21 protein-coding genes are annotated in these 24,923 nt (G+C 47.4%); 5 read left to right on the forward strand and 16 right to left on the reverse strand.

What is annotated here, in order from left to right; translation table 11 throughout:
* Positions 1-65: 65 nt before the first annotated feature.
* From ACYVUU_RS09440 to ACYVUU_RS09450, 3 genes are all read right to left on the reverse strand, one after another.
* Positions 66-1,157, reverse strand: a complete 1,092-nt coding sequence (locus tag ACYVUU_RS09440) for an acyltransferase family protein (protein WP_439776404.1) — start codon at positions 1,155-1,157, stop codon at positions 66-68.
* A gap of 133 nt (positions 1,158-1,290) precedes the next feature.
* Entirely contained in the window at positions 1,291-2,331 is a 1,041-nt protein-coding gene (locus ACYVUU_RS09445) for an NAD-dependent epimerase/dehydratase family protein (protein WP_439776405.1), read from the reverse strand.
* Between the two features lie 10 nt (positions 2,332-2,341).
* A complete protein-coding gene (locus ACYVUU_RS09450) occupies positions 2,342-3,055 on the reverse strand; it encodes an IspD/TarI family cytidylyltransferase (protein WP_439776406.1) in 714 nt (237 codons plus the stop codon).
* A 291-nt stretch (positions 3,056-3,346) separates the two neighbouring features.
* Here ACYVUU_RS09450 and ACYVUU_RS09455 point away from each other — a divergent pair, with 291 nt between their 5' ends.
* Positions 3,347-4,033 (forward strand): Wzz/FepE/Etk N-terminal domain-containing protein, encoded by a 687-nt coding sequence (locus tag ACYVUU_RS09455; RefSeq protein ID WP_439776407.1) that lies wholly within the window; start codon positions 3,347-3,349, stop codon positions 4,031-4,033.
* A gap of 10 nt (positions 4,034-4,043) precedes the next feature.
* The gene (locus ACYVUU_RS09460; RefSeq protein WP_439776408.1) at positions 4,044-5,303 is read left to right on the forward strand and encodes a beta-carotene 15,15'-monooxygenase; all 1,260 of its coding nucleotides are present in this window, start codon (positions 4,044-4,046) and stop codon (positions 5,301-5,303) included.
* 67 nt (positions 5,304-5,370) lie between these two features.
* Here ACYVUU_RS09460 and tagD read toward each other — a convergent pair whose 3' ends face one another.
* From tagD to ACYVUU_RS09505, 9 genes are read right to left on the reverse strand one after another with little or no spacing between them, the layout of a single operon-like run.
* On the reverse strand, positions 5,371-5,835 hold the full coding sequence (gene tagD, locus ACYVUU_RS09465; protein WP_439776409.1) for a glycerol-3-phosphate cytidylyltransferase: 465 nt from the start codon (positions 5,833-5,835) through the stop codon (positions 5,371-5,373).
* Positions 5,836-5,851: 16 nt separating this feature from the next.
* Complete coding sequence (locus ACYVUU_RS09470) at positions 5,852-6,763, reverse strand: LicD family protein (RefSeq protein WP_439776410.1); 912 nt, start codon at positions 6,761-6,763, stop codon at positions 5,852-5,854.
* A 20-nt stretch (positions 6,764-6,783) separates the two neighbouring features.
* Positions 6,784-8,217 (reverse strand): oligosaccharide flippase family protein, encoded by a 1,434-nt coding sequence (locus ACYVUU_RS09475; RefSeq protein ID WP_439776411.1) that lies wholly within the window; start codon positions 8,215-8,217, stop codon positions 6,784-6,786.
* 19 nt (positions 8,218-8,236) lie between these two features.
* Positions 8,237-9,373 (reverse strand): glycosyltransferase, encoded by a 1,137-nt coding sequence (locus ACYVUU_RS09480; RefSeq protein WP_439776412.1) that lies wholly within the window; start codon positions 9,371-9,373, stop codon positions 8,237-8,239.
* 27 nt (positions 9,374-9,400) lie between these two features.
* Positions 9,401-10,450: a glycosyltransferase gene (locus ACYVUU_RS09485; RefSeq protein ID WP_439776413.1), complete on the reverse strand. Its 1,050-nt coding sequence runs from the start codon at positions 10,448-10,450 to the stop codon at positions 9,401-9,403.
* Positions 10,450-11,382 carry a LicD family protein gene (locus ACYVUU_RS09490; RefSeq protein WP_439776414.1) on the reverse strand — a complete coding sequence of 311 codons (933 nt, stop codon included), beginning with the start codon at positions 11,380-11,382 and terminating at the stop codon, positions 10,450-10,452. Before ACYVUU_RS09490 ends, ACYVUU_RS09485 begins: the two co-directional genes overlap by 1 nt.
* 2 nt (positions 11,383-11,384) lie before the next feature.
* Positions 11,385-12,494, reverse strand: coding sequence for a UDP-galactopyranose mutase (glf, locus tag ACYVUU_RS09495; protein ID WP_484498916.1), 1,110 nt, complete (start codon positions 12,492-12,494; stop codon positions 11,385-11,387).
* A gap of 24 nt (positions 12,495-12,518) precedes the next feature.
* Positions 12,519-13,295, reverse strand: coding sequence for a DUF4422 domain-containing protein (locus ACYVUU_RS09500; protein WP_439775484.1), 777 nt, complete (start codon positions 13,293-13,295; stop codon positions 12,519-12,521).
* Complete coding sequence (locus ACYVUU_RS09505; protein ID WP_439775488.1) at positions 13,295-13,891, reverse strand: sugar transferase; 597 nt, start codon at positions 13,889-13,891, stop codon at positions 13,295-13,297. The genes ACYVUU_RS09500 and ACYVUU_RS09505 overlap by 1 nt, the downstream gene beginning before the upstream one ends.
* Positions 13,892-14,111: 220 nt before the next feature.
* Here ACYVUU_RS09505 and ACYVUU_RS09510 point away from each other — a divergent pair, with 220 nt between their 5' ends.
* Complete coding sequence (locus ACYVUU_RS09510; RefSeq protein WP_484499835.1) at positions 14,112-15,503, forward strand: IS4 family transposase; 1,392 nt, start codon at positions 14,112-14,114, stop codon at positions 15,501-15,503.
* Positions 15,504-15,773: 270 nt separating this feature from the next.
* Here the strand turns inward: ACYVUU_RS09510 and ACYVUU_RS09515 are convergent, their stop codons facing one another.
* The 3 genes from ACYVUU_RS09515 to ACYVUU_RS09525 all read right to left on the reverse strand — a co-directional run bounded on the left by ACYVUU_RS09515 (position 15,774) and on the right by ACYVUU_RS09525 (position 21,561).
* Positions 15,774-16,754, reverse strand: coding sequence for an LCP family protein (locus ACYVUU_RS09515; RefSeq protein ID WP_484500741.1), 981 nt, complete (start codon positions 16,752-16,754; stop codon positions 15,774-15,776).
* A 231-nt stretch (positions 16,755-16,985) separates the two neighbouring features.
* A complete protein-coding gene (locus ACYVUU_RS09520) occupies positions 16,986-18,164 on the reverse strand; it encodes an LCP family protein (protein ID WP_484500742.1) in 1,179 nt (392 codons plus the stop codon).
* A gap of 157 nt (positions 18,165-18,321) precedes the next feature.
* Complete coding sequence (locus ACYVUU_RS09525; protein ID WP_439775487.1) at positions 18,322-21,561, reverse strand: glycoside hydrolase family 68 protein; 3,240 nt, start codon at positions 21,559-21,561, stop codon at positions 18,322-18,324.
* Positions 21,562-21,896: 335 nt separating this feature from the next.
* On the opposite strand from ACYVUU_RS09525, the gene ACYVUU_RS09530 reads away from it, so the two are divergent.
* Entirely contained in the window at positions 21,897-22,757 is an 861-nt protein-coding gene (locus ACYVUU_RS09530) for a DNA/RNA non-specific endonuclease (protein WP_484498915.1), read from the forward strand.
* 321 nt (positions 22,758-23,078) lie between these two features.
* Here ACYVUU_RS09530 and ACYVUU_RS09535 read toward each other — a convergent pair whose 3' ends face one another.
* Positions 23,079-23,855, reverse strand: coding sequence for a hypothetical protein (locus ACYVUU_RS09535; RefSeq protein WP_484500743.1), 777 nt, complete (start codon positions 23,853-23,855; stop codon positions 23,079-23,081).
* A 142-nt stretch (positions 23,856-23,997) separates the two neighbouring features.
* Here ACYVUU_RS09535 and ACYVUU_RS09540 point away from each other — a divergent pair, with 142 nt between their 5' ends.
* Positions 23,998-24,876: an IS982 family transposase gene (locus ACYVUU_RS09540; RefSeq protein WP_484499368.1), complete on the forward strand. Its 879-nt coding sequence runs from the start codon at positions 23,998-24,000 to the stop codon at positions 24,874-24,876.
* Positions 24,877-24,923: the final 47 nt, after the last annotated feature.

Raw genomic sequence — 24,923 nt, forward strand, 5'->3', positions numbered from 1 at the left:
AATAGACAAAAACTATAACGACACGGTTAAACAAACAGTGAATATTTACATTACGGCAAAACTTGCTATTTTACTTGTCTTATTCTAAGCCAAACCGGCAACTTACTCCCCAGCTTCTCCAGGCTCCAGTAAAACATATCCAAGAGCAGGCTGGCCAAGACTGTTATGGCCAGCAAAGTCAGATAAGCTACTAGAGGATTCCTTGACCAAAAAACCGCAACCACAAATGGGTAGAAGTAATAGCAAAAGAAAGTGTGAGTCAGCCACATATTTGTGCTCAAATGGCCGAAATACTCAAAAATCTTCCGCGGCCACTTCGCCAGATCCAGTAGCAAAAGGCAACCTGCCATAAAGACCGGAGTGATAATCAGCATCATATCGCTGACATTGCCGAATACCTTTTCTTGAAAATAAAAGGCTGAAACTATCAGCAAAATTCCGATCACTGTCCGCCAAATGGTCGTATAGCCGCTAAAGAGACGGCGAAGATTGCTGAAGACATCATATTTGCCAAAAACGATCCCAAACAAGTAAGTGCAGATAAATGCATTAGGCATAAAGAGTTGGGTCCACAGGTAGCTGGAATCCAGGCTGTTGAACGGTGACAGCTTGGTCAAAGCTGGCAGGAACCTAACCGTAAAGACGGACAGCAGCAAGACCAGGCCTGTTTCCACATAGACATTGTTGACCTTTTCTGTCAAATAATAGTAGACGCTGCCTAGCACAATTGCCGCTACGAAGACACGGACAAACCACCATTCACCGTTATAAGTCGAAGCGTAGCCGGTCAAATTCTGAATGAATTTTCCAAAAGAGAAATCAGCAAAGCGATTCCACATAAAAGCCCGCGAATACCGCGGCTGCTGGCTGAAAAACAAGAAGCCCAGTGGGACAAACAAGAAAAATACGCGCCAGTAAACCCGGTACAAGTTCCAGATTTTCCTCAGCAAATGAAACTTATGCGCCTCAATCTGTTTAGCAAGGCCCAATCCGCCCAAGAACATAAAGATATACACGCAGATTTTGCCGAAACTGCCGACCATCTGCAAATGCTTTAAAGCCTCAGCCGGCAAAGCAAATTTATATTTGCTTGGAATCCGGTCGGGGAAAGCCATACTGTGGTGCAACAGCATCAGCAAAATTGCGATACCCTTCATCGCCTTGGTGTCTTGGCGCGAGAATTGCCATTTGTTTATATTCAAAATAGTTACCCTTTATCATTTTATCTAAGCATATGCAAAACTGTCAATCACTTTATATCAAAATATCAAATTACGTAAAAACAACTTCTTAAGCCTTGAGGCCGGCAATTGTACGCTGAGCCCCTTCTTCTAAAGAAAATTTAGCCTGCCAGCCCAGGGCTTCCAGCTTTTCAGCATCTAAAGAAGAATTAGTCATCAAGTTGTAGCCTTTTTTCTCCACGTCTGTCGGGTTCTCAAAAACAACATGAGTCCCAGCTGCCTTGGCCAGAGCTTCGGCCAACTGGCGGACAGTAACAACGGAATTCCGGTTGGAAATGTTGTAGGCATTGGCGTTCTTGCCATCAAGCAAGATGGTCAAAAGCGCTGACGCGCAGTCTAACGTATAGCAGTATGACCGCAGCTGCTGACCCGCGCTTTTCATGACGATGTCTTCGTGATTGACCGCGTTACGAGTAAATTGGGCTGAGGCCCGGCTATCAGACTTGGTAATGGTTGGTCCGTAAATATGACCGGGGCGGGCGATTACCGTTTCCAAGCCATACTCTTGGCTAAAGGAGGCGCACAGAGTTTCTGCCGCCCGTTTAGCACTTGGGTAGCAAGCACGTGAGTTTAAAATGTCCAAAAAGCCATAGTCTTCTTCTTTGAAAGGATCATTATTGTCTTTGTTCCCGTAAACTTCACTGGAAGACAAGTACAAGAGGCGCTTGGCCCCGTACTCTTTGCCCATCTTTAGCAGAGAATAGAGGCCACTGAAGTTGGCCAGCATCGTTTCAACCGGCTGGCTGACATAATAAGAAGGATTGGCATTGCTTGCCCCATGGATGATATAGTCAACTTTTACATTCAGATCTACTTCTTTGGTAGCATCGTACTGGAAAAAGATATAGTCTTTTCCTTCTCCAAACCCGGCAAAACGGGTTGCCATCCGTTCACGGCTGCGGCCGGCCAGGACCAGACTAATTCCGGCATCTCTGTTTTTGTTCAACCAAAGCAAGACGTCAACCAGGGCTGAACAGATCATCCCTGTTGCTCCGGTAATAAATAATTTCTTACCAAAAAGCAGTTCCAGATTCGGAACTGCCTTTTGCACGTGGTCTACGTCATCCCAATATTGTTCAGTGTACTTCATCGTTACCTCGTTACTTGAGCCACTCGTCTTTCTTAGTGGAAAGCAGGGCTTCAAAAATCATCAAGTCGTCAACCGTCGTAATTTTTAAGTTGGTTTCCGACCCTTTAGAGAAATAAACTCTTTCTCCCAAAGCCTGCATCAAGGTGCAAGTTGCGGCCGTGTTGGTAATACCGCGCTTGCCGGCTTCTTCATGCGCCCAGAGCAGCTTGCCCAAGGTGTAGACGTGCGGCGTCTGCGTTCTGTAAAGCTGCTCACGCGGAATTGAATCAGTTGAAGATACGCCACCGTCACCGCTGCGGAAAACTGCTTCTACACACGGAATAGCGGTAATCGCACTGCCGTGTTCCTTAAAGGTAGCCAGGCTGTCAGAGATGATTTCCTGGGAAACATTGCAACGGTTTCCGTCATGGATTAAGACAACTTCATCATCTCCTAATTCCTTGGACAGGACTTCCAAGCCATTGTGAATTGATTCTTGGCCGGTTGCCCCACCTGGCACGACCCACTTGAGCTTGCTGATGTTAAACTGCTTGGCATAAACTTTCAAAACATCCATCCAGGCGGGCAGGGTAACCACCATGATTGCATCAACCAAGGGATGCTTTTGGAAAGCTTCCATCGTGTGAATGATGATCGGCTTGTTGTTCACATGCATGAACTGCTTGGGAATATCCTGCTTCATCCGTGAGCCAACACCGGCTGCCGTCAATAATGCTACTACCATTTTTACTCCTTCAGCCATTTTCTGGCTTTGCTGTTAAGCCATCAATGCAACTTCTTATTCAAAATTCTCCGGCAAAAACTCGCCATCACTTTCATTTTAACAGATCTATCCAACATTTGAACCGCATTAACAATCTGCTTATTTAGGTATTTTTGTCTTTTCTTCCTGTCATTTTTTAAATTTCTTTAAAAAGAAGAATAAAATTATTGTGGTATACTTGGAAGTTAGTATTGTGCAAACCAGCATACTTTTTCAACTAATGCATCTGCATAAGAATGTGAGGAAATCTAGGTGAACAATTTTTACAGTATGGCTGACACCACGCTCACTTTAAAAGAGCTGGCCAAGCTGATCTGGAAGAATCTACTGCTGATTATTATCGGCACGGCCTTGTTTGGCTGCCTGGCTTATGGAACTGCCAACTATCTGCTTCCAGCCAGATACACTGCCAGCATGAACTTCGTGGCTAAGGGCAAAATCACGCAAGGCGGTTTTACCAAGCGGCAGGCCAGAAGCCAAAACGAGCAAGCAGCCAACGGCTTTCAAAATATTGCCATCAGCCCTGGCGTCATCGATCATACCACTAATGAAATTGACAACGTTTCGCCAACGGCTCTGCGTGAGAATATAACCGTAACATCTACCCCGCGCTCCAACACCTATACCTTGACTGTCACCAGTTCTTCGCCTAAAAAGGCCAAAAAGACGCTTAAGGTTGTGGCCAAAAATTTCAAGAAAGAATTTAAGCTTGAATACAAGCGGGGTCGCAAGGCCATGCCAACCAAGAAAAAGAAGCGCAAGTACTTGAAACCGATCCTGCCAACTGTCCTAGTCAAATCCATCAAGTTCAAGGATAAAACCAGCGTCGTGAAGAGCTACCCGAATATCAAGTTTGCAGTAGCGATCGGCACGGTAACTGGCTTCCTGCTGGCGACTTGGAGATCAATTTACTGGCGCCTGCGCAGAAGTTACCGATAAGGAGGTTAGCGTGAAGTCTATCAAATCAGCTGGTGACCGCTTCTTTGCAGTCATGGCTTATATCATCGTCATCCTGTCGGTCATGTCAACGACAGTCATGTGGAACTACTTAAGAGGAGCTTTCATCCCAATCGGTACCTACCGCTACCTTCTTTTGGGGATCGGGATCCTTTTGGTTTTGGCTACCAATTCTTACAACTTTAAGGACTTGTCCTTCATTGTCTTGATCGTATGCTACCTGCTAGTCTTCATCTTTTTTTCGCAGGCCAATCCTTTCAAGTACTTTTCCAACCTCTGCCTGCCTTTGACAGCGGCCCTTTTGATTACCTTTGTCTACTGCCGGCACGATAATGGGCATCTTCTTTGGGACAGCTATGCCAATATCGTCTTGATCGTGGCTGGCGTGTCGCTCTTCTTTTACTTTTTCGGCAGCATTCTTGGCCTGCGGATTGGGGCCGTTGACACCTTCTATTACTGGGCCAACAACCCCCACTTTACAACTAGCTACTGCTACCTTTATTTCCACCAGCCCTTACAGGATCAAATGTACCTGGGCCACCACGTGATCAGAAATACGGGGATCTTTACCGAAGCTCCAGGCTACACCCTCTTCCTTTTAAACGGCTTGATTATCGAGCTCTTCGTCAAAAAGTCCAAGACCTTCTGGCGGATTAGTCTCATCCTGGTCACCCTGCTGACAACCCTGTCCGCAACAGCAATCCTGCTCGGAGTTTTGGCTGTATTGATTTCCTTTTTGCAATACCTGCAGGCACAGGGTAAGCTCAACTTGAAGATCGTTATCCCAGTCTTCCTGCTTCTTCTGGTATTAGGAATCATTGTCATCCGGATTAGAAAATCTGGTGGGTCATCTTACTCAGTCAGAGTAGACGATCTGCGCATTGGATTGACTGTTTGGGGCCAGCATCCGATCCTCGGAGTAGGTTTTGGCAATGAAGGAGCCTTAATCAAGATGTTTGCCTTCCACCGGGCAAACAACGGCCTAAGCATGGGGCTAACCACTTTGATGGCTACTGGGGGGCTCTACCTGGCTCTATACTTCCTTGTGCCATTCTTTACCACATTATTTGCTCCAAGCCGCCGCTATCTTCTGCCAATCAGTATTTTATTGCTGCTGGAAATCATTATCTCCAATATTTCTACCAACCCGGTCTACTTAATGGCCATGGCTCTTCTCTGGTATGCCACTTTAAACGACCTTAGGGAGCGAAAATCTTTTGCCGGGCCGAACTATACTAGCCTCTACTTTTAAGGCTGAGAAAAGCATTTTTAGACATTAAAAGAGCATTCCCAGCGGAATGCTCTTTTACTTTGCCGATTTAATTTTTATCATGGTCTGGATCAGTGTCCAAATCATCATGAGATAACTTGCTTTCTTCAGTTACCTCATTAGCGTCATACAGATCATGCTTAATCTTGGAAGAACTAATTTCCGGGGTTCTTGGCAGGTAAACGACGTTGACGCCTTCTTCTTTCAAGAAGTCGAATTTGCCTTTCCAGTCATCCCCCATGACAAAGGTATCAATGTGGTATTCATGCATGTCGTTACGCTTTTGGTCCCAGTCTTTTTCAGGGATGACCAGGTCAACGTAACGGATGGCTTCCAGCAGCTGCTTGCGCTGCTCATATGAGAAGTAGGTCTTCTTGTGCTTGGAGTTCCAGTTAAACTCATCAGTAGACAAGGCAACGATCAAGTAGTCTCCCTGTGCCTTGGCTCTTCTCAGCAGGTTGATGTGGCCGTAATGCAGCAGGTCAAATGTTCCATAAGTAATTACACGTTTCATAATTGCTCCTTGCCCCCTATTTCAGGTATTCCTTGTAAGACTTGTCTGGATCAAAGATGACTGAGCCATGGATAGACCCGCCTCTGACAAAGACATTCCACTTGCCGTACTGTTTGGTCAGCAAAGGATCGTAATCCTTTGGAATCGGCAGGCTGAGCATCTCAAATGGCACTCTGACTGGATTTGCCACGTACTTGCGCTTCCAGCAGCACTTTTCCGTTTCCAGCATGACCATCATGACTTCTTGGGTATCTTGGTCGTCATATTTGGTAATTTCCTTGGCAAAGCGGTCGTAATAAATGTTGCGGCCACCACTCTTTTTCTTATCAAAAAAGAATTTGGTGTAAAGGAGGGACTTTTTCAAGCCGGACAAATTCTTATTCGGATAGCCGTTGCAGTAGTTGTAGAACTGCCGGGCCCGGTGCTTGAGCTGGTTGACGTTTTTAACAAAAGCTTGTCGCTCTTCCAGATCGTCTGGCACACTGTCCAATGGAAAGATATCGATGAAAATCCCCTGGTTAAACTGGTAATGAAAATTCTGTTCAGATTTGAGAATAGCCGTGGTCGAGGAATTACGCAACTGGGCGTGCCCCCTCATGGCACCAGGGTCGGTCTCTTCTGTTTGGAAGAAGTACGGCTCGGTAAACTCATTCTTAGCCACTTCGCACAAACGGTCAAAATCCTTCCGGTACATCATCAAATCGATGTCATCATCCCAAGGAATATAGCCATGATGGCGTACAGCACCCAAGAGAGAACCACCCGACAGGTACCAGGGAATATCGTATTTCTGGCAAACCTGATCCAGTTGGTCCAAGAGGTCTAATTCCACGGCCCAGATCTTTTTCATTTCCGGGCTGACCGTGTAGTCGTTTCTGACTTCTTCTTTAAAAAAATCGTCTGAGAGCTTGAGCTTAATATTGTCCATTGTCTTTTCTAAATTCTCCCTTATCCTCTGCTCAAAATCTTCTTAAGCAGGCCAACTGAATCATCCTGCAAGATAAACAAGGTGCCCAGGTAAGTCCCCGCTCCAAGAATAAACTGAATGCCCAGCTTGATAATGCCAGGATGGCCAAATGGGTTCAAGGTCAGGATGACCAGCATCATTAAAGTCCCGGCAATCAGCTTCTTCCAAATCACCTTGCCAATATAAGCTAGCTCCAAGTAGCCATTATCATGGTAAAGGTAAAGCAGACTAATTGTCAATTCCGCGATGATTGAGGCAAAAGTCGCCCCGGCACTGGCAAAGCGCGGAATCAAAAACAGGTTCAAGACGAAGTTGACAACTGCTCCGATGATAATATAAACCGCGCTCTGCTTCCGCAGGCCGGCCGGGTTATAGTATTGCGAACCCAGGCAGTTGGAAATTCCAATAATCACGATCTGCGGGCTAAACAGACGAAGCAAGAGCGCCACCTTATCCCAGCCATGACCGAAGAAAACCGGCACAAATGTATCCGCGATTCCGAGCAGGCCAAAGCCGATCCCCACCCCGATGAAAAGGATGTAGTTTATGGATCCTTGGATCCGCTGCTTGATTTCCTTCTCTTTCTTCTTGGCAAATAAGTAGGAAATTCTAGCTCCCAGGACATTGTTAACGGCGGTAAAAGTCACTGCCTTGGTCAGGTTGATAATCTTTGTTGCCTGCTCATAGTAGGCGTTCTCCGCATTATTCTGGGTCATGAAGCCAATCAAGGTTTTGTCCATGTAAGTATAAATAGAGGTTGCGATAGTCGGAATAAAGTAGATCAGAGTTTCGTGGAAGTGCCGTTTCAAGTTGGCTAGTTTGATTGGAACTTTTACCACGAACTTATGCAACTCCAGCCACATGGACATGGTCCCCAGCAGGGTCGTCCCCGTCATGATGAAGACGTAAAGGTTGGTATCCTTAGGGCTCTTGACAAAAAGCAGGATCAAGACAACCCCAGCCACCTTGACCAAAGCGTTCTTGGTTACAGTGTACTGAAACTGCTCCAGTCCATCAAAGAACCAGGAGATGTCCAGCATGGTGTTGAACAGGTTCAAGGTCAAGATAAGAAACATGACCCGGTAGTGGGTCTGAAAAGCCACGTAGCCTCCCCATAAGAGTAGCATGGCCAAGGAGGTGAACACGCTCAGCAGTTCAATTTCCCAAAAAATCTGGCTTCGCTTCTTGGCATCGTTGCGGCTACGGGCAATTTCCCGCATCCCATACGAAGCTGTCCCCAAGGCCGCGACCAGGGAGAAGTAGGTCTGGATTGAGGAAGTCCAGCTGTAGGCACCGATCCCATCAGTTCCGATGACTCTGGAAACGTAAGGCGCCGTAATCAGTGGTGTAATGATTGCCAGAATCTGGTACAGGGTGCTGATAACTATATTCTTTTTAATACTAGGATTCTTCATTAACGCTTCCGATCTGATACTACTTGCCCAAATACATCTGGTAAACCTGCTCAGCAGATTCCTGGTTGTCGTAGCCCAGCTTGGTCAGCTGGTTTGCAAATTGCCGTCGGTCCTGGCCGTTGGCCTGGCTGGCCACTTGCGCAATCAACTTGGCCCAGGCAGCAGGATCAGCCTGCAGGGATTCCCGGAAAATCAAGCCCTCGAAGTCCATTTCTGAACTGATGACGTCAGAAATCACGCATGGCAGACCAGTCGTCTGTGCTTCCAGCAAGGTTACTGGCAGTCCTTCATAAAGAGACGGCATGACAAAGGCATCCATGGCAAACAAGTAGTCTGGAATCTTGTCAGTAGACAAGACTATGGTCACCTTTTCCTCAAGACCCAAATCTTTGATCTTAGTCCGCAGGTCTGTTTCCTTTTCCCCGCTCCCGATCAAAAGCAAGTGGGCTTGCGGATTGCTTTTAACCAGTTCATAAAAAATGTCTACCAGGAAAAGCTGATTCTTTTGGTCTGCCAGGCGGCCAATATTGCCTAACAAGAGCTGATCGGCTGCTAAGCCCAAGTCTTCTCTAGTCGCCTGCCGCTTTTCTTCAGAAAAAACATAACGGTCTCGGCTGATCCCGTTGTGGATGATCCGAACTCTGCCTTGGTCTTTAGGATTAAAAAGCCAAGCAGCCGCCTCTTTTGAGCAGGCCGCCAGGTCCGTGGCATAGCGGGCAATCTGCTTGCGCTCGTAAGTTACGAAACCAGGTAGTTTTTGGATGCCGTGTAAATGCTGCATGGCATTGTGGGAGTGGACGATCACACGCTTAACGCCATTTTCCCGGGCTACCTTGGCCATGTCATAGCGACTAGGCAGGTCAGTATCGATATGAACCACGTCATAGTGGTGCTTTTTCAAAAACTGGTCAACCACGGCCACCCGGTTGCGGTGGCTCTCAAAGGAGTTCTTGCCCGAGTAGCGCAGAGGGTAAACATGAACACCAAAAGCCTCCACGGCTGCTTCTTTTTCAGGGATGCTCTTGTCTGGATCGAGCAGGACGTAATCATAGTCCACCCGGTCATGGAGGGTCTTGATCCATTCGTATTCAACCGAGGTCACACCATCATAGTAGAGCATCCCCCTAATCAAAAGTACCTTCAACTTGTCAGTCACGCTATCACCTGTTCTTTTACTCGCGTCTTACTTATCTAAACTTTTGACCGCCTTCTCCAAAGCAGTCTTAGTAAAATAGCCTGCTCTGAGCTTCTTAGCCACATCCCTGGCATTAGCCGCGAAAACTTCGTATTCTTCTTCCGTTACATTTTTTAAAACTTCCGGCAAGTCGCGCAGGGAATCAATAGTTAAGCCCAAATTCTTGCTCTTGATGAAACTAGCTTCGGCAGCCTGGCTCCAGATGATAACTGGCAGGGCTGAGGCCAGATACAAGGAGAGCTTGTGGGGATTGTTGTAACGGAGGTAGTTGCCAAAAGGGCCATCACAGGTCTCAATGCTGCTGCCGTCCCAAATCAAGCCAAAGCCGGAATTCAGCTGCTTCGGAATTTCATCGGCTGGAAAGGCTCCATGGTATTCAACGTTTTTGTAGGCATCCAAAGTGAAATTCAGCCCGTAAAGGTTAAACTTAGCGTCGATCTTGCCGATATCGTTCAAATACTGGGTCTTACGGACATCCAAATTGCCGGCCACGGAAACAGCCCGTTCAAACTTGGCATGATTGATCTCGCCGTCTGGAATCAGATAATCAAAAATCCCCAGCGTAACCAGCTTCTCTGGTGCGATCCCCCGGTCAATGAAGAACTTCTTCATGGAATCATTATGGACGATCAAACAGTCAGCGTATTTCATCATCTGCTCAAAGTCTTCCGCGAAAAATTTCTTGTAGAAGAATTGTCTCAATTCTTCTACATCATGGACTAGATAAATGAATTTAACGTTCTTTTCTTTTTTCAGCTTGGCCAAGGTTTCTTCCCGTTGCAGCTGGTGGTCCCGGGACGGGGCCTGGAAGAGGACGATAGAATTAGGTTCGATCTGTTTGTAGAGCTTTTGCCAGCTGAAGCGGTAGTGCAACTGCCGGCGAACCCGGGAAAGGGCATCCTTTTTTCCAGCGCAGACCCGGACCAAGCGCAGGCTTTCAAAGCCCGCCTTTTCCGCGATCTGGTTGATGTCAGACGGAGCCTTCCCTAAGGCAGTGTCGTCTGAACTGAAAACTTCAAAAATCTGGTACTTCTTCATTAATCCTTGTCTTCTCCCAAGCTGAATTCAAAGAGCGGGTGCTTTTCCCGCTTGTCGACCGGCGGCGGGGTCATGTAGTCTGGCCCATACAGCCGGTTCATGTAGCTTTCGATTCCGGCTGGAAGCTTGACCTTGATCCCCTCAAAAGTTCCTTCCGTAGCCTGGCACATATTCTCCCGGGTATCCATTTCCCCGAAATAGTGCTTGCGGCCGCTTGGAATCGTCACGTACTTGGAGTTGTCATTCTTGCAGCCGGAGTAAACCTTGTAAGTCCAGCGCGTTGCCGTATCCAGCGGGATGAACTTGAAGAAGCGGCCGACCTTGTATTTTTTGCCAAAAGCCGCTCTGACTTCCGGCGTGTCCTGGATTGCCAAGAGCTTTGGCAGGTAGTCGTAAACCTTCCGGCAGCTGAGCAAATAGCCTACTGCCAGGCTCCAGTAGCCCCTAAGCTTACGGGCCAAGGCATTGTCCGGGGTGTTTTCCAGGACAAAAATGTCAATGCAGATCCCGCAGTTTTCCTTGGGCTCAGCCACGTCGTTAAAGGTGCGGTAAACCGTCCCCTTCTTGATGAAGCGGCTGGCAGCTGCCCCATAGCCTGGGGTCAGTTCAGGGGCAAGCAGCTTGTAGCCTTCCCCTAACTCTTTGTCAAAAACTTCCTTGAGCTTGTTGAAGTCTTTTCTGGGCATGTTGATGTCGATGTCGTCGTCCCAAGGGATAAAGCCCTGGTGTCTGATCGTGCCCAAGACTGAGCCCCCACTGAGCGTATAGTTGAGGTCATACTTGGCGCAGACGGCCATGAAGTCCTGGAGCATCCCCAGCAGGGTTTGCTTCAGCTTTTTCAAATCTTCGCCTTCAACGTAAACTACGTGGTCGCTGCCTGCAAAAGCATTCTTCTGGGCAGCGAAACCGTCCTTGGTTCCTAATTTGCTCATGCTTAAAATTCCTTCTCGACGGCTTCCAGGGCAGCAGCGATGACCTGGTCCATGTTGTAGTACTTGTACTGGCCCAGGCGGCCGCCGAAGATAACCTTAGCATCTTCCTTGTCAGCCAGTTCCTTGTACTGGGCATACAGGGAGTTGTTCCGTTCGTTGTTGACCGGGTAGTAAGGCTCATCGCCTTGGTGCCAGTCAGCCGGATATTCCCGGGTGATGATGGTCTTGTCCGGGTCACCCTTGCCGAATTCGAAGTGCTTGTGTTCAATTACCCGGGTATAAGGCGTTTCAGCGTCGGTGTAGTTGATCACGGCGTTGCCTTGGTAGTTGCCGACGTTCTTTTCTTCAGTTTCAAAGCGGAGAGACCGGTATTCCAGTTCACCCAAGCGGTAGTCAAAGAACTGGTCGATCGGGCCGGTGTAGACGACCTTGTCAAACTTCTGCAGGTATTCGTCCTTCTTGTCGAAAAAGTCAGTGTTCAGTTCAACCGTGATCTTGTCATCCTTGAGCAGGTTTTCCACCAGCTTGGTGTAGCCGCCCTTAGGGATGCCCTGGTAGTCATCGTTGAAGTAGTTGTTGTCGTAGATCAAGCGGACTGGCAGGCGCTTAATGATGAATGCCGGCAGTTCAGTTGCCTTTCTGCCCCACTGCTTTTCCGTGTAGCCCTTGATCAGCTTTTCGTAAATGTCGCGGCCGATCAAAGAAATTGCCTGCTCTTCCAGGTTTTGCGGGGTCTTGCCCGCCATTTCAGAGCGCTGCTCGTTGATCTTGTCCATGGCTTCTTGCGGCGTCCGGACGCCCCACATCTGGTTGAAGGTGTTCATGTTGAAAGGCAGGTTGTACATCTTGCCCTTGTAGTTGGCTACCGGGCTGTTGGTGTAGCGGTTGAATTCCGCGAATTGCTGGACATAGGTCCAGACTTCCTTGTTGGAGGTATGGAAAATGTGGGCCCCGTACTGGTGAACCTGGATGCCGTCGATTTCCTTGGTGTAGATATTGCCGGCAATGTGGTCACGCTTTTCAATTACCGTCACCTTGTGGCCGCGCTTGGCAGCTTCGCGGGCAAACACAGCGCCAAAAAGACCTGCACCGACTACTAAATAATCAGCCATAATTTTCTCTCCTGTTCTTCTTTCCTAAAAGTGGGTTTGCTTCTTGCCAACGCCAAGCTTGCGCTTGATGAGGTTGATCCCCTTCTTGATCTTCTTTTCTCCGCCCAGCTGGCCCCAAGTCATTTCAGTATAGTTCTGCTTGGTCGTGTAAAGCCAAACATCCATCAACCGCTCTGAAATATAACCATAGACTCTCTGGTCTTGGACGGAATAGCCGGAAATATCGATTTGCCCCTCCAGCTTGCTCAAAACGCTGAAGATGAATTGACAGTAGTCGGCAAACTGCTCCTTCTTCATGACGAACATGTTAAACATGTGGGCGCTGCGCCGCTTCATCATCATGTCAAAAGCTGGCAGATAGTCAGGATAGTCCTTGGCCAGAATCTCTCTGGTCTTGTCCAGAGGTTCTGCCGGGTGGGCGTGAACATAGTGTTCGTAGTTGCTTTCGATATAGTAGTTCCGCTTGGTCGGGACAATTACGTCATATTTTTCAAGCAGCTTGGCATAGTCGGCCTCGTTCGCGACATTTTCCAAGGTGAAAGGCTTCTTCACGTAAAAATAGCGGCGATAGTGAACCAGACCCACCGCGTCAACGTCTTTTAAGTTCTTCCAAGCCCAGTAAATCCCGGTCAGCTCGTTATAATAGGGATTCTTGGCTGAAATGTTGTCGCCTTCGTCATCGCGCTGGTAACCGATTCCAGGCTTGTAGTTCTTGACCGCGCCAACCAAAACCGGCATGTAGACAGAATCGGCCGGCATTGGAAACTGCTTGTGGGCCGCGACTAATACTTTAACCTTCACTAATAAGCCCCTTCTTTTTTGAAAATGCTAAAAATCGTCTGGAAGAAGATCTTCACATCATAGGCAAAAGAGATGTTGTCAATATATTCCAGTTCAACATCGCAGCGCTCCGGATAGCTGATATTGCTGCGGCCCGTTGCCTGCCAAAGGCCCATGGCACCTGGCCTGACTGAAAGAAACTTGGCCTTGCGGTCACCATATTCTTCCAGCTCTTTCTCCACCACCGGACGTGGTCCAATGATGCTCATGTCACCTTTGAGAATATTGACGAATTGCGGCAGCTCATCAACTGACGTCCGCCGCATCCAGCGGCCGATTGGTGTGATTCTTGGATCCTCTTCAGCCAGCAGCTTGTAGTCGTTTGCTACATATTTGGCATACAAGTCAGGGTCACTTTTCAAGATCTTCTCCGCGTCCATTTTCATGGAACGGAACTTGTACATCTTAAAGGGCTTGCCGCCCTTGCCAATTCTTTCTTGGGCAAAAAAAGCTGATCCGCCATCCTGGCCCTTGATGATTAGGGACAGAAGCAAGAAAATCGGCGAGAAAACTATCAGTGCCAGCAAGCTGCCGACAATGTCCAAGAATCTCTTTATATACTTGTAGGCGCCCAAGTCGGTCTCGTAATTGGACGATTTTGCTTCTTTACTCATTTATTACCCGTACAACTTAACAACTTAAACTTCCCACTTGCAAAAGTGGGCTAGTACCTTGAAAATTCAATAGTTTTGCCAACAAAAAAGCACAAGGCCTTCGTTCGCTTGATATAATTAAGTCGACCAAAACATCATCAATATCAAACGAAAGGCTTGTGCTATGTCTAGTTTACCATCATTCGATACTGAAAACGAACCTAAAATTGCCCGCTCTGTTGAAAAGTTCTTTAAGGACTACAAAGTTATGGAGCTTCTCCGCAGATCTGGGCTCCGCAAGTCCAAAGGAGTCCCGCTTTGGTCGATCCTTTCATACATCTTCAGTAATGTGTTTCGAGACAGAAGCATGTACATGCAACAGAAGTCTGGCAAGTGTACTGCTGGCTTCTCCAAAAATACCTACTATCGATTCATGCAGAACCCACATATCAACTGGCTTCGCTTCACTATTCTGCTAGCTGAGAGGATCGTCAATGGGCATCTGAAAGATCTGACCTCTGACCAACGTGCGGATTGCTTCGTCTTTGACGATTCGCTCTACTCCAGAACTGGATACAAGAAGACTGAGCTGGCTGCCAAAGTATTCGACCACGTTTCGATGACCTACAAGAAGGGGTTTCGGATGATGACCATGGGTTGGACTGATGGATCCTCCTTCGTCCCAATCGCTTCATCTCTCCTGTCCTCAAAGAACGATCAGAATGTCATCGGGACAACCAAGAAGATCGACAAGCGCACAATTGCGGCCAAGAGGCGGATTATGGCCCAATCAAAGGGGACCGATGTAGTTATCCAGCTGCTCGATCAAGCCTTGAAAGCAGGGCTCACTGCCAAGTACGTCATGTTTGACACTTGGTTTTCCAATCCGCATCAGATTGTCCAAATCAGTCAACGTGGTTTGAACGTAATCGCCATGGTGAAGAAAAGCTCCAAGATCACATACGAGTTCGAAGGAAAGCGGATGAACGTCAAGCAGATCTTCAACGCATGCAAGAAGCGTAGAGGTCGCTCAAGATATCTCCTGTCCGTCCCTGTAAAGGTTGGAGATCCTGCCAAAGATGGTGCCCAGATTGATGCCAGAATAGTCTGTGTGAGAAATCGCTCCAACCGCAAAGACTGGATCGCTCTTATTTGTACGGACATGACGATCGATGAAAATGAGATCATCAGAATTTACGGCAAAAGATGGGACATCGAGGTCTTCTTCAAGACCTGCAAGAGCTTCTTGAAGCTTGGCACTGAATACCATGGACTCTCATATGATGCATTGACTGCCCATACGGCTTTCGTCTTTCTGCGCTACATGTTCATGTCAGTTGAGAAGCGAGACGATGAAGACGATAGGACAATAGGCGAGCTCTTTTATTGCATGGTAGACGAGCTTGCGGACATCACTTTCAATCACTCGCTTCAGATCCTGGTGGAAGCCATGTTCGAGAGTGTGAAAGAGATCTTCCAACCAACAGAAGAGCAGATGGAAAGGTTCACCAAAGCTTTCATTTCCCGCCTCCCGAAGTACATGCAAGAGGCATTATCGCCATCACTAGCAGCTTAATTGAATATTTACTGGCTAAACTATTGAGTTTTCAAGGCTTCATAGTTCTTTTTGGTGTGGGAAGTTTAAGTTAACAACTAAAATATTTCAGCGGTTCTACTTTGCTTATAAGAATCATTCAGCTTAAGCGTATCAGTCAAAGACACTATTAACCGCATTGTATTCAAGTATAACATTTTTGACCTGGATTGTGCATCACCAATCGCAGATCGCCGCTATAAGCAAAAAATGCTGGATGTTTGCACCCAGCATTTTCTAAATTATTCTCGATTACTGAACCGTCTTGGTTTTAAGGCCCATGGCCTTTCTGATCAAATTGCTGATTCTCTGACGCTCAGCCGTAGATACCTTCTGGTATGAGACACCGTCTTCCATGAAGCCAGTCCCGTGAGTGTAGTCAGTTACGACATTCTTCGTGGCTGGCAGGTATGAGCTGGCCAGGGAAGTCAAATCACTGAAAGTCAAGTCGGTTTGAACCTGCTTGGACAATGATGAAACAAAACTCGTATTCAGCAAGGTTTGGGCGGATTCCGCCTTCTTGACCAGAGCCTGCAGCACTTGCCGCTGCCGCTTCTGGCGGCCGTAGTCGCCTTCTGGGGCGTCATAGCGCATCCGGCTGTATGCCAGAGCCTTGGCCCCGTCCATATGGGTCTTCTGGCCCTTGGTGAAGGTATAGCCTTCATAGCTGAAGCTCAAGACTGGTGAAATGTCGACCCCGCCAACCTTGTTGACGATGGTCTTAAGCCCGCCCATGTTGACCAGAACGTAGGCATTGATTGGGATGTTGAAGTACTTCTTCAGCACCTTGGCCAATTCACCGGCATTGCCATAAGCGTAAGCCGCGTTCAGCTTAGACGGTGAGTATTCCGGATAATCTGGCAGGTTGACTTGGATGTCGCGTTCAAAGCTGACCAAGGTAGTCTTCTTGGTCTTGGGGTTGAGGACCGCGACCATGATGGAGTCGGTCCGGCCCTTGTAGGTTCTGCCCAAGGCCCCGGTGTCAGTCCCCATCAAGAGGACTGCCAGCGGCTTCTTGTTGCTGATGACATCGTTCTTGCTCCCGTTTTCGGCACTGCTGATCCCGCCGGATCTGTAAGCAGTGTTGGCCGCGTTCTTGACTGAGCTGTATTCATACCAGGCAAAGCCAGCCAGACCAATTACGATTACCCCAATGACAGACCAGAAGATCCGCCAAAACTTGTTGCGCTTCTTGCGCTGTTCTGTTCTTGAATTTATCTTTTTCTCATTCACAGCTTTTCACCATATGTCCAATCTTTAGAATTGATGCAATAGTTTCATTATATATAAAAACGCGGCGTCTGCACCAATTAAATCACTTTCTTCTGTTTTTCTTTAAAAATTCAGAAAATTATTGTCTAACACTTTAATTTTACCAGACCTTTTAGGTATTTAGCCCGGGTAAATAAAGAGAGCACGCAAAAAGGAGTCAAACTGGACCGTTTGACTCCTTTGTTTCTTGTTTTAATAACCCGCGTCAGTATTTTGGCCTGGCCCATTTGAGCCGCCCGGCGTGCCAGCGCCGGCATTGTAATTGCTGCCAGCATTTGTGCCTGGACCAGCATTGTTGCCAGGGGCGGAGCCGGTTGTGCCGGCTGAGCTGCTTGAAGTGGTCGTGCTGCTTGAGCTGGTTGAAGTGTCGATTGAATCAGTCTTCACCTGCTTAGTCTTTAGGCCTAGGGCCTTTCTGATCAAGTTACTGATTCTCTGCCGCTCTGAAACAGAAATCTTCTGGTAAGAAACGCCATCCTGCATGTAGCCCGTCCCGTGGGTGTAGTCGGTCTTCAAGTTCTTCGTGGCGGAAACATAGTTTTTGGCCAAAGCGGTCATATCGCTGAAGGTCAAGTCAGTCTGCACCTGCTTGGACAATGATGAGATAAAACTGGAATTGAGCAAGGTCGTCGCGCTTTCCGCCTTCTTCAAAAGGGCAGACAATACTTGCCGCTGCCGCTTTTGCCGACCGTAGTCACCTTGCGGGTCGTCATAGCGCATACGTGAGTATGCCAAAGCCTTGGCCCCGTTCATGTGGGTCGTTTTGCCCTTGGTAAAGGTGTAGCCTTCATAGCTGAAAGACAGCACCGGAGCAATATCGATCCCGCCGACCTTGTTGACAATGGTCTTAAGCCCGCCCATGTTAATCAAAACGTAGGCATTAATTGGAATATTGTAGTACTTCTTCAAGACCTTGGCCAATTCCTTGGCATTGCCGTAAGCATAGGCCGCATTCAACTTGGAAGGCGACTTGTCCGGATAGTCAGGCAGATTGACCTGTTGGTCTCTTTCAAAGCTGACCAAAGTCGTCTTCTTGGTCTTGGGGTTGATGACCGCGACCATGATTGAGTCAGTCCGCCCCTTGTAGGTTCTGCCCAAAGCCCCGGTGTCTGTCCCCATCAAGAGGATCGCGATCGGCTTGGAGCTGCTGATAACGGAATTCTTGCTCCCATTTTCAGCACTGCTGATCCCGCCGGACTTGTAAGCTGAATCTGCCGCGTTCTTCACCGTATGGTACTCGTAGTAGGCAAAACAACCGATCCCTACCAGGAGAACGCCCAGAACGCTCCAGAAGATGCGCTTGATTTTACCATTCTTCTTTCGCTTGCCGACTCTGGTATTTATATCCTTGTCATTTTTCAATATTTTCACCAGTATCCTATTCTTTTGAGATAAAAATCATTATCTTCATTATAGTTAAACTTGAATCAAATGGATGCTGCCGACAATTTTTTTATCTTTTTTGAAGAGTATTTTCACATCTTGGTCAAAGAAAAAATCCCGCTGATGCGGGATTTTTTGTTTAATATTAGAAGTTTGCGGACTTGATGTACTTGCCGCTAGCTACAGCGTAGAACTTCTTGCCTTGGAAGATGACTACTGAGCCGTAAGTGTACTTAGTGCTCCCCTTCTTTTGCAAGCCCTTGAGTGCCTTAACCTTCTTGCCCTTCTTAACATAGATGTAGGCATTCTTCTTAAGAGTACGCTTCTTGCCGACAGTAATGTTGCCAGCCTTGATATACTTGCCGTTGCTGAGCTTGTAGTAAACCTTGCCCTTGATAATTCGGATGCCGACAGACTTAGTGTACAGGCCCTTCTTGTAGGTCTTGGTCTTAGTACGCTTGCCCTTAGCTGAGTAAAGTGCAGCGTTGTGCTTCAAACGGATGTAAGTACCAACCTTCTGGTAGCTGATCTTAGCACCTGACTGCTTGTCAAACATGTACCACTTGCCGTTGATCTTCTGCAGGCCATACAGCATTTGGCCGGTCTTAGGACTGTAGTAGACAGTCTTCTTTTGGCTGGCGATGTACTGGAAGCCAGTTTGCATCACGCCGGTCTTCTTGTCAAACATGTACCACTTGCCGTTGATCTTAATTTGGCCAGTAACTCTTGCGCCTGAACCTGGAGCGAAGTAGTAAGTCTTGCCATTGATCTTTTGCAGACCGTACAGCATGTGACCAGTAGCTGGGTCGTAGTAAACAGTCTTGTTTTGGCTGGCGATGTACTGGAAGCCAGTCTGCATTACGCCGTCTTCCTTGCTGAAGAGGTACCAGTAGCCGTCAAGCTTAATTTGGCCGCCAAATCTTGCACCTGAACCTGGAGTAAAGTAGTAAGTCTTACCATCAATCTTCTGCAGGCCGTAGAGCATGTGGCCAGTTGATGGGTCATAGTAAACCGTCTTGTTTTGACTTGCCAGATATTGGAAGCCAGTTTGCATCTTGATTGAACCGTCGTCGGTTGAGTCGTTATACAGGTACCAGTAGCCGTCCTTGTTGACTTGGAAGCTGAAGCTGTCAGTTGACCGCTTGGCTTCCTTTAAAGATGCGGCTGCCAGTTCAGGCTTAGGACTGTTTTCGTTCCAATCCCAAACACCTTGGTCAGTAACCGAGTTGGCCAAAACTGTTGTCTTGTCGCCATCGATCAAAACCAAGAAGCTTGGCCCAAGAGTCGAGTTGAGCCCCTTGCCAGCGACTTCACCCCGGTTACCCATGTAGGAGTTGACCAAAACAACGTGGTTGACGAAGTAGTCCTTGTCATAAGTTACGCCATTGACCGTAATCTTATCACTCTTTAAGTTAGCTGGATTAATCTTGACTACATAGTATGAGTAGGTAGCAGTCCGCCAAGTAGATGGTACTGAAGCACCTACAACCAAGCCATCACCGTTTAAAGGAACATAGTCCCCATCAACCTTGTCAGAAACAAACCCCAGCATAGTGACGTTATCCCCAACCGCGATGTTGGTATTAACAGCTAAATCAGTGTCAGCTGCGTGGTTAACCCGGGCATCGACAAAGAGGTAGTACTTGCCATTCAATTTGACCAAGTCAGGACGTTCAATTTCGTCCCCTGACAATACAGTCTTAACCAATGGATTGTAAAGAACCTGCTTACCATTTTCGTCAGTAGCTACTTTAGGATTCTTAGGGTCACTCATGTCAAGCTTGAGCAAACCAATCGCACTGTTGCTTACGATCGCTCTAGTGTACATGTCGGTACTGTTGAGTAACTTGAACAATTCACTTACGTTGTAAGCAGCGTTGCCACCGTATCTGCTCCAATCGTACAGATTGTCAGCTCCTTCTGGATCGTCGCCGAGATCACCAGTAGCAGTTTCAAAGGCGAGATAGTAACTGCCATCGCTGTCCTTAAAGACGTGGCCATCACGCATTTGTGGGTTGTTTGCTCCACGGTTTTCGCTGTTCTTCCATTGTTCATAGTTTTGGTAAACAGTACCATCACCGATAAAAAGTATGTGGTCATTTTCAGTGTTCTTGATGTAAACACCGTCAGCGTTTTGGCCAATATTTACGGTGACAGTAGCAACTCTTTGGTTATTACTTTCTTGAACAAGAACATTAGCATAAAAGAGCTGGATTGAACCATCTTCATTAAGCATGGCAGAACCGGACCATTGACCAGTAGATGGGTCATTGTTGTAGCCAAAGATTGAGCCAGCAACTTTCCAATTAGCAAAGTTGTTATCACCATACTTGCTGTAAAGCAGGTACAGGTGACTGTCGCTCTTGTGCGGAATCCCCATCATTGCCACGACCAACTGGTAGCCATTCCAGTTTTGTACGTAACCAGTTTCCGGGTCTTGCACTGGCCAAGAGTCCCAGATATCCATGGTTGCTTCTTCACCTGTCTCCGCGTCCTTGACCTTTTCCAAGCCAGGCATATTGACAACTTTCTCACCATTAAAGAGCGGGATTTGGGAGCTACTGTCACGGTTGACAATCTTTTTGGTAATTGAATCATAATCCTTAAAAGTATACTGGTTGTCGTCCGTCTTGTTCAGAACCATCTTGTTCAAAGCAGCAATCTGCGTATCAGTCAGCTTGTCCAGTTCCAAGGTACTGCCTTCTCTTAAAGCGGCAGCCACGATTTTCTTGCCAGTGTCATTCAGTTTTGCATAGTTGTCTTTGGCAGTTTGCGTGGTTAGGTAGCTGTTAATAACCGAGCCTTCGCCAATGTTTTCGTTTGAGACGTCTTCGCTGACGTTTTGCTTGCCCAAATCCGAAGTCTGGTCGCTAGAAGTATTGCCAGTTGATGAGCCGGGATGGGTCTGAGTATTGTCACTTGATGAACCAGGGTTGTCAGTCGTGTTCCCAGTACTCTTAGTGTCCGGATTGGTGCCAGTAGTAGTGCCAGTTGAACCTGGGTTAGTTGGATCTGGAGTACCAGTGGCCGTGCCAGTTGAACCTGTGGTGCCGGTTGTAGTGCCAGTAGTACCTTGGTCGGTATTGCCAGTTGCTGCGCTAGTTGTCCCAGTATTTGTGGTACTAGTATTATTGTTAGTACCAGTTGCAGTATTGTCATTAGCTACAGTAGTAGCCGCAGTAGAATTGTTGGCTGTGGTGGTAGTCGTAGTAGCAGTAGTGGCGGCTGTAGTTGTTGCCGCCTTAACCTCAGTCGTTGCCTTGTCAACAGTATCAGCCTTAACGGTTTGTGCCTTGCCCGCGCCAGCAAGTAAACCGATGGTCATTGCTGACAGCATCAAATAATCCTTGCCGAACAGGTTGCGTTTCTTATCTTCCTTTTTCATAGCCTTAAGTTTTTCCTCTAAAATATAGTCTATCTATTACTTAAAAATATAGAATATTTACACATTTTACTCAGCCAGCTAACAAGCACACTAAGCAATGGTTTTATTTTACAACAATTCTTTCACATTTTTTATAACGTTCGTTTTAACTTATCTATTTAAAGGTAAATCGCTTTACCGTGACCGTTTTCCTCTGATTTTTCTTAAAAAATTAAACCTCATTCATTCCGAGCCGTTCAGCTTGTATTTTTTATTCTTTCTCTATCCAATCATGTTAGAATGTCAAAGTTGTTTGTTCTAACACTAAAGTGATTTTGTAAAGAAGAGGAATTTCCGTGAAGAAAACACTGCAAAAATTAACGGCCCTCCTGCTGGCCTCAGCCAGCTTCCTTGTAGCCAGCCCCGCAAAGGCCAGCAGCCTGGCTGAGCAAAACTACCAGGGCAAGAAAGTCATCACCGTCAACCGGAACCGGCCAACTTTTTCCAAAAAGGCCCTTTCAACTGAGAAAGGCGCCTGGCAAAGCTACCATAACTTGGACTCTTTAAACCGGGCCGGGGAAGCCGATGCCATGCTGAACAAGCGGCTTATGCCGACCAAGGCCAGAGAGCCCCTTTACTGGAACCCAACCGCCTGGCACAACAAGAAGATCGCCGGCGGCTGGCTCTACAACCGCAGCCACTTGATCGGCTACCAGCTGACCGGGCAAAACAACAACCCCAAAAACCTGATCACCGGCACCCGGCAATTGAACGACCCGGGCATGCTCAAGTACGAAAACCAGGTGGCCAGCTACCTTAAATCCTCTAGCCGCCACTACATCCGCTACCGGGTCAAGCCGATCTTCCGCGGCCGGGAGCTTTTAGCCCGCGGGGTTGAAATGGAAGCCCAGTCCACTGGCTCTAACGCTGTCCGCTTCCACGTCTACATCTTCAACGTCCAGGACGGCGTTAAGCTCAACTATTCAAACGGCACCAGCGTGGTTACCGGCGCGGCTAAAAAGACGGTTGTCAAAAAATCCACTTCTTCCAAAAAGAAGATCAAAACTTCTACTACTGGCCGGATCGTCGGCAACCGCCGGTCCAAGATCTACCACGTTCCAGGCCAGGCTGGCTACCACATGAATTCAGCCAACGCGGTCTATTTCCGCACCGAAACAGAAGCCAAAAGGGCCGGCTACCGGCGGGCACTTCGCTAGGGCATATTTCTTGAATTTTTGCAAGGGCCTGTGTAATATTGGCATTAGGAAAAGGCAAGAGAGATGAACCTACCTTTTCCTGTGAAGGTTTTATATCATACTCTTTTCTTATTGCATTTTTACACACATACTCTTTTATCTTATTTGTACACTTTTGGTACAACATGTTGGCATATCGGGCGACTTTCTATACACTTCTAACATCTTTCGCATTTTTACCGATTCCTTTCTATTCATAAATGCATCGAAGCGCCATATGCCACCCCTTTTACACATCTATTCAAAGAGGAGTCCCAACTAAGTTGGGGCCCCTCTTTTGTTTTATTCTGCTTTCTTCTTGCCAGACTGCTTTTCAGCTTTCTTAGCCGTCTGCTTTTTCTTCTTTTCCGTCTTCGTCTTCTTAACCGGCAGCGGACTCTCTTCCAGCTTGTTCAAGCTGATCTGGCGGAGCAATTTCTTGAAGTGGGCCTGGGCGCCGATTTTTTCCACCTGCCCCCGGTTTCCCTTGAACCAGTAAACGCCGCTGGCATCTTGAAACAGGCAGACCAGGTCAGAGCCTGCATAAGCACCGGTCAGGCTTCCCTTGGTCTCACCAATCGCCACTTTCTTCCGGTAAAAATAGCTGGGCTTAGCCCCGCCAACTGGGAAATAGCTGGGCAAGCTGCTTAAAGTAACCCGGCCGCTGGCCGCTAGCGCCAAAACCAACAGGTCACTCACTGCCTGCCCGGTCTGATTGTCGATTTCCAGCTGGAGCTGGCTGCCTTTTTCTGCCGTCTCCCAGACATTTAATCCCGCCGCCGCGCTGGCTGCTGGCAGGTCCTGGTTGGCCTCTTTTAGTGCCCCGTTCTCCTTGGCCAGGCTGGAATTCTTCTTTTTCAAACTGGAATTGTCGCTCTCCAATTTGTCCAGCCGCTTTTTAAGACTTGATGCCTCACTGCTCTTGGTCCGGCTGGCCTGGTAGAGCTGGCCGGCCAGCTTGCTGTTTCTCTGGGTCTGCTTGGCGGCTTGCGCGCTCAGCCAGACGCTGGCCCCCATGGCGACAAAGCCCACGACCAGGGCTAAGACTGTCAGCCAGGTCAGCCAATTTTTCTCCTTCATCGTTCTATCCCCCTTATTTTTCAAATATCACTCTTTCATTATACTACGCGTGGTGCTAGTTGAAATATAGTTTCAATTTCTTAACAAAAAAGGTCCAACATTGTAGACTCTAGTTGGAAAAAAGAAAGGAGTCCTTACAATGTTGAACCAACTACAGATTAAACGTTATAGTCACCGTTTGCAAGTGGAATTTCGAACTTTGTCGAAAATCTGCAAGAAACTTTATTACAAGTACGCTCCATCTCGGTTAACTCACCGTCGCAATGCCAGTCTGGTAAAGGTTCCAGACTACGAAATTATTGCATTACTTGTCTGGCAAGCTGAGGAAGGTATATCTTCTCAGCGCAGATTTGCTCGCTGTTGGGGACTTTGTGGGCTCTCCAGATCTCGTTTCAATCGCAGAGCTAGAGCGCTTCTTGGCATCACTGTTCAGATCGTCAACGAACTAAACTCAAGAGTCGATCTGTCTGATCAGTACATGATCATTGACAGTCTACCCATGCCTTTGTGTCAGCCAATCAGAAACCGCAGAGCTAAAGTGTTTGAAGGAATTGCCAACATTGGCTATAACTCAACCAAACAGTTTTACTATTACGGCTTTAAAGGCCACTTTGCCGTAGCTCAAGACGGTTATGTTCTTGGCTATGTAATCACACAAGCATCAATACACGATGCAAAAGAAGCAGAAGAGCTGATTCTCACTACCCATCCCGAAGGGCACTTTATTTTAGGCGATGAAGGCTATATAGGCAAGCAGCTGCACGATACTCTCAAGATAAACGGCTATATACTGTGGACACCTTACCGGAAAAATATGAAAGGTGCTAAGCAGCATAACAAAAGAGAGCTAATGGCAATTCGCCGAACGATCGAGAGTGTGTTCTCTGTACTAAAGTACTACGGAATTGAAAATATTCTTGCAAGAAGTACAGACGGTTTCCAACAAACCGTCGAGATAATCGTACTAACTTACAATATCAGCTACATCCTACAGAGATATGGACTCAACTTCTTCAACTAGCACCACGCGTATTATACTACCTTTTCATGAAAAGGCTTACGCTTTGC

Source organism: Lactobacillus sp. WILCCON 0058 (assembly GCF_057198005.1).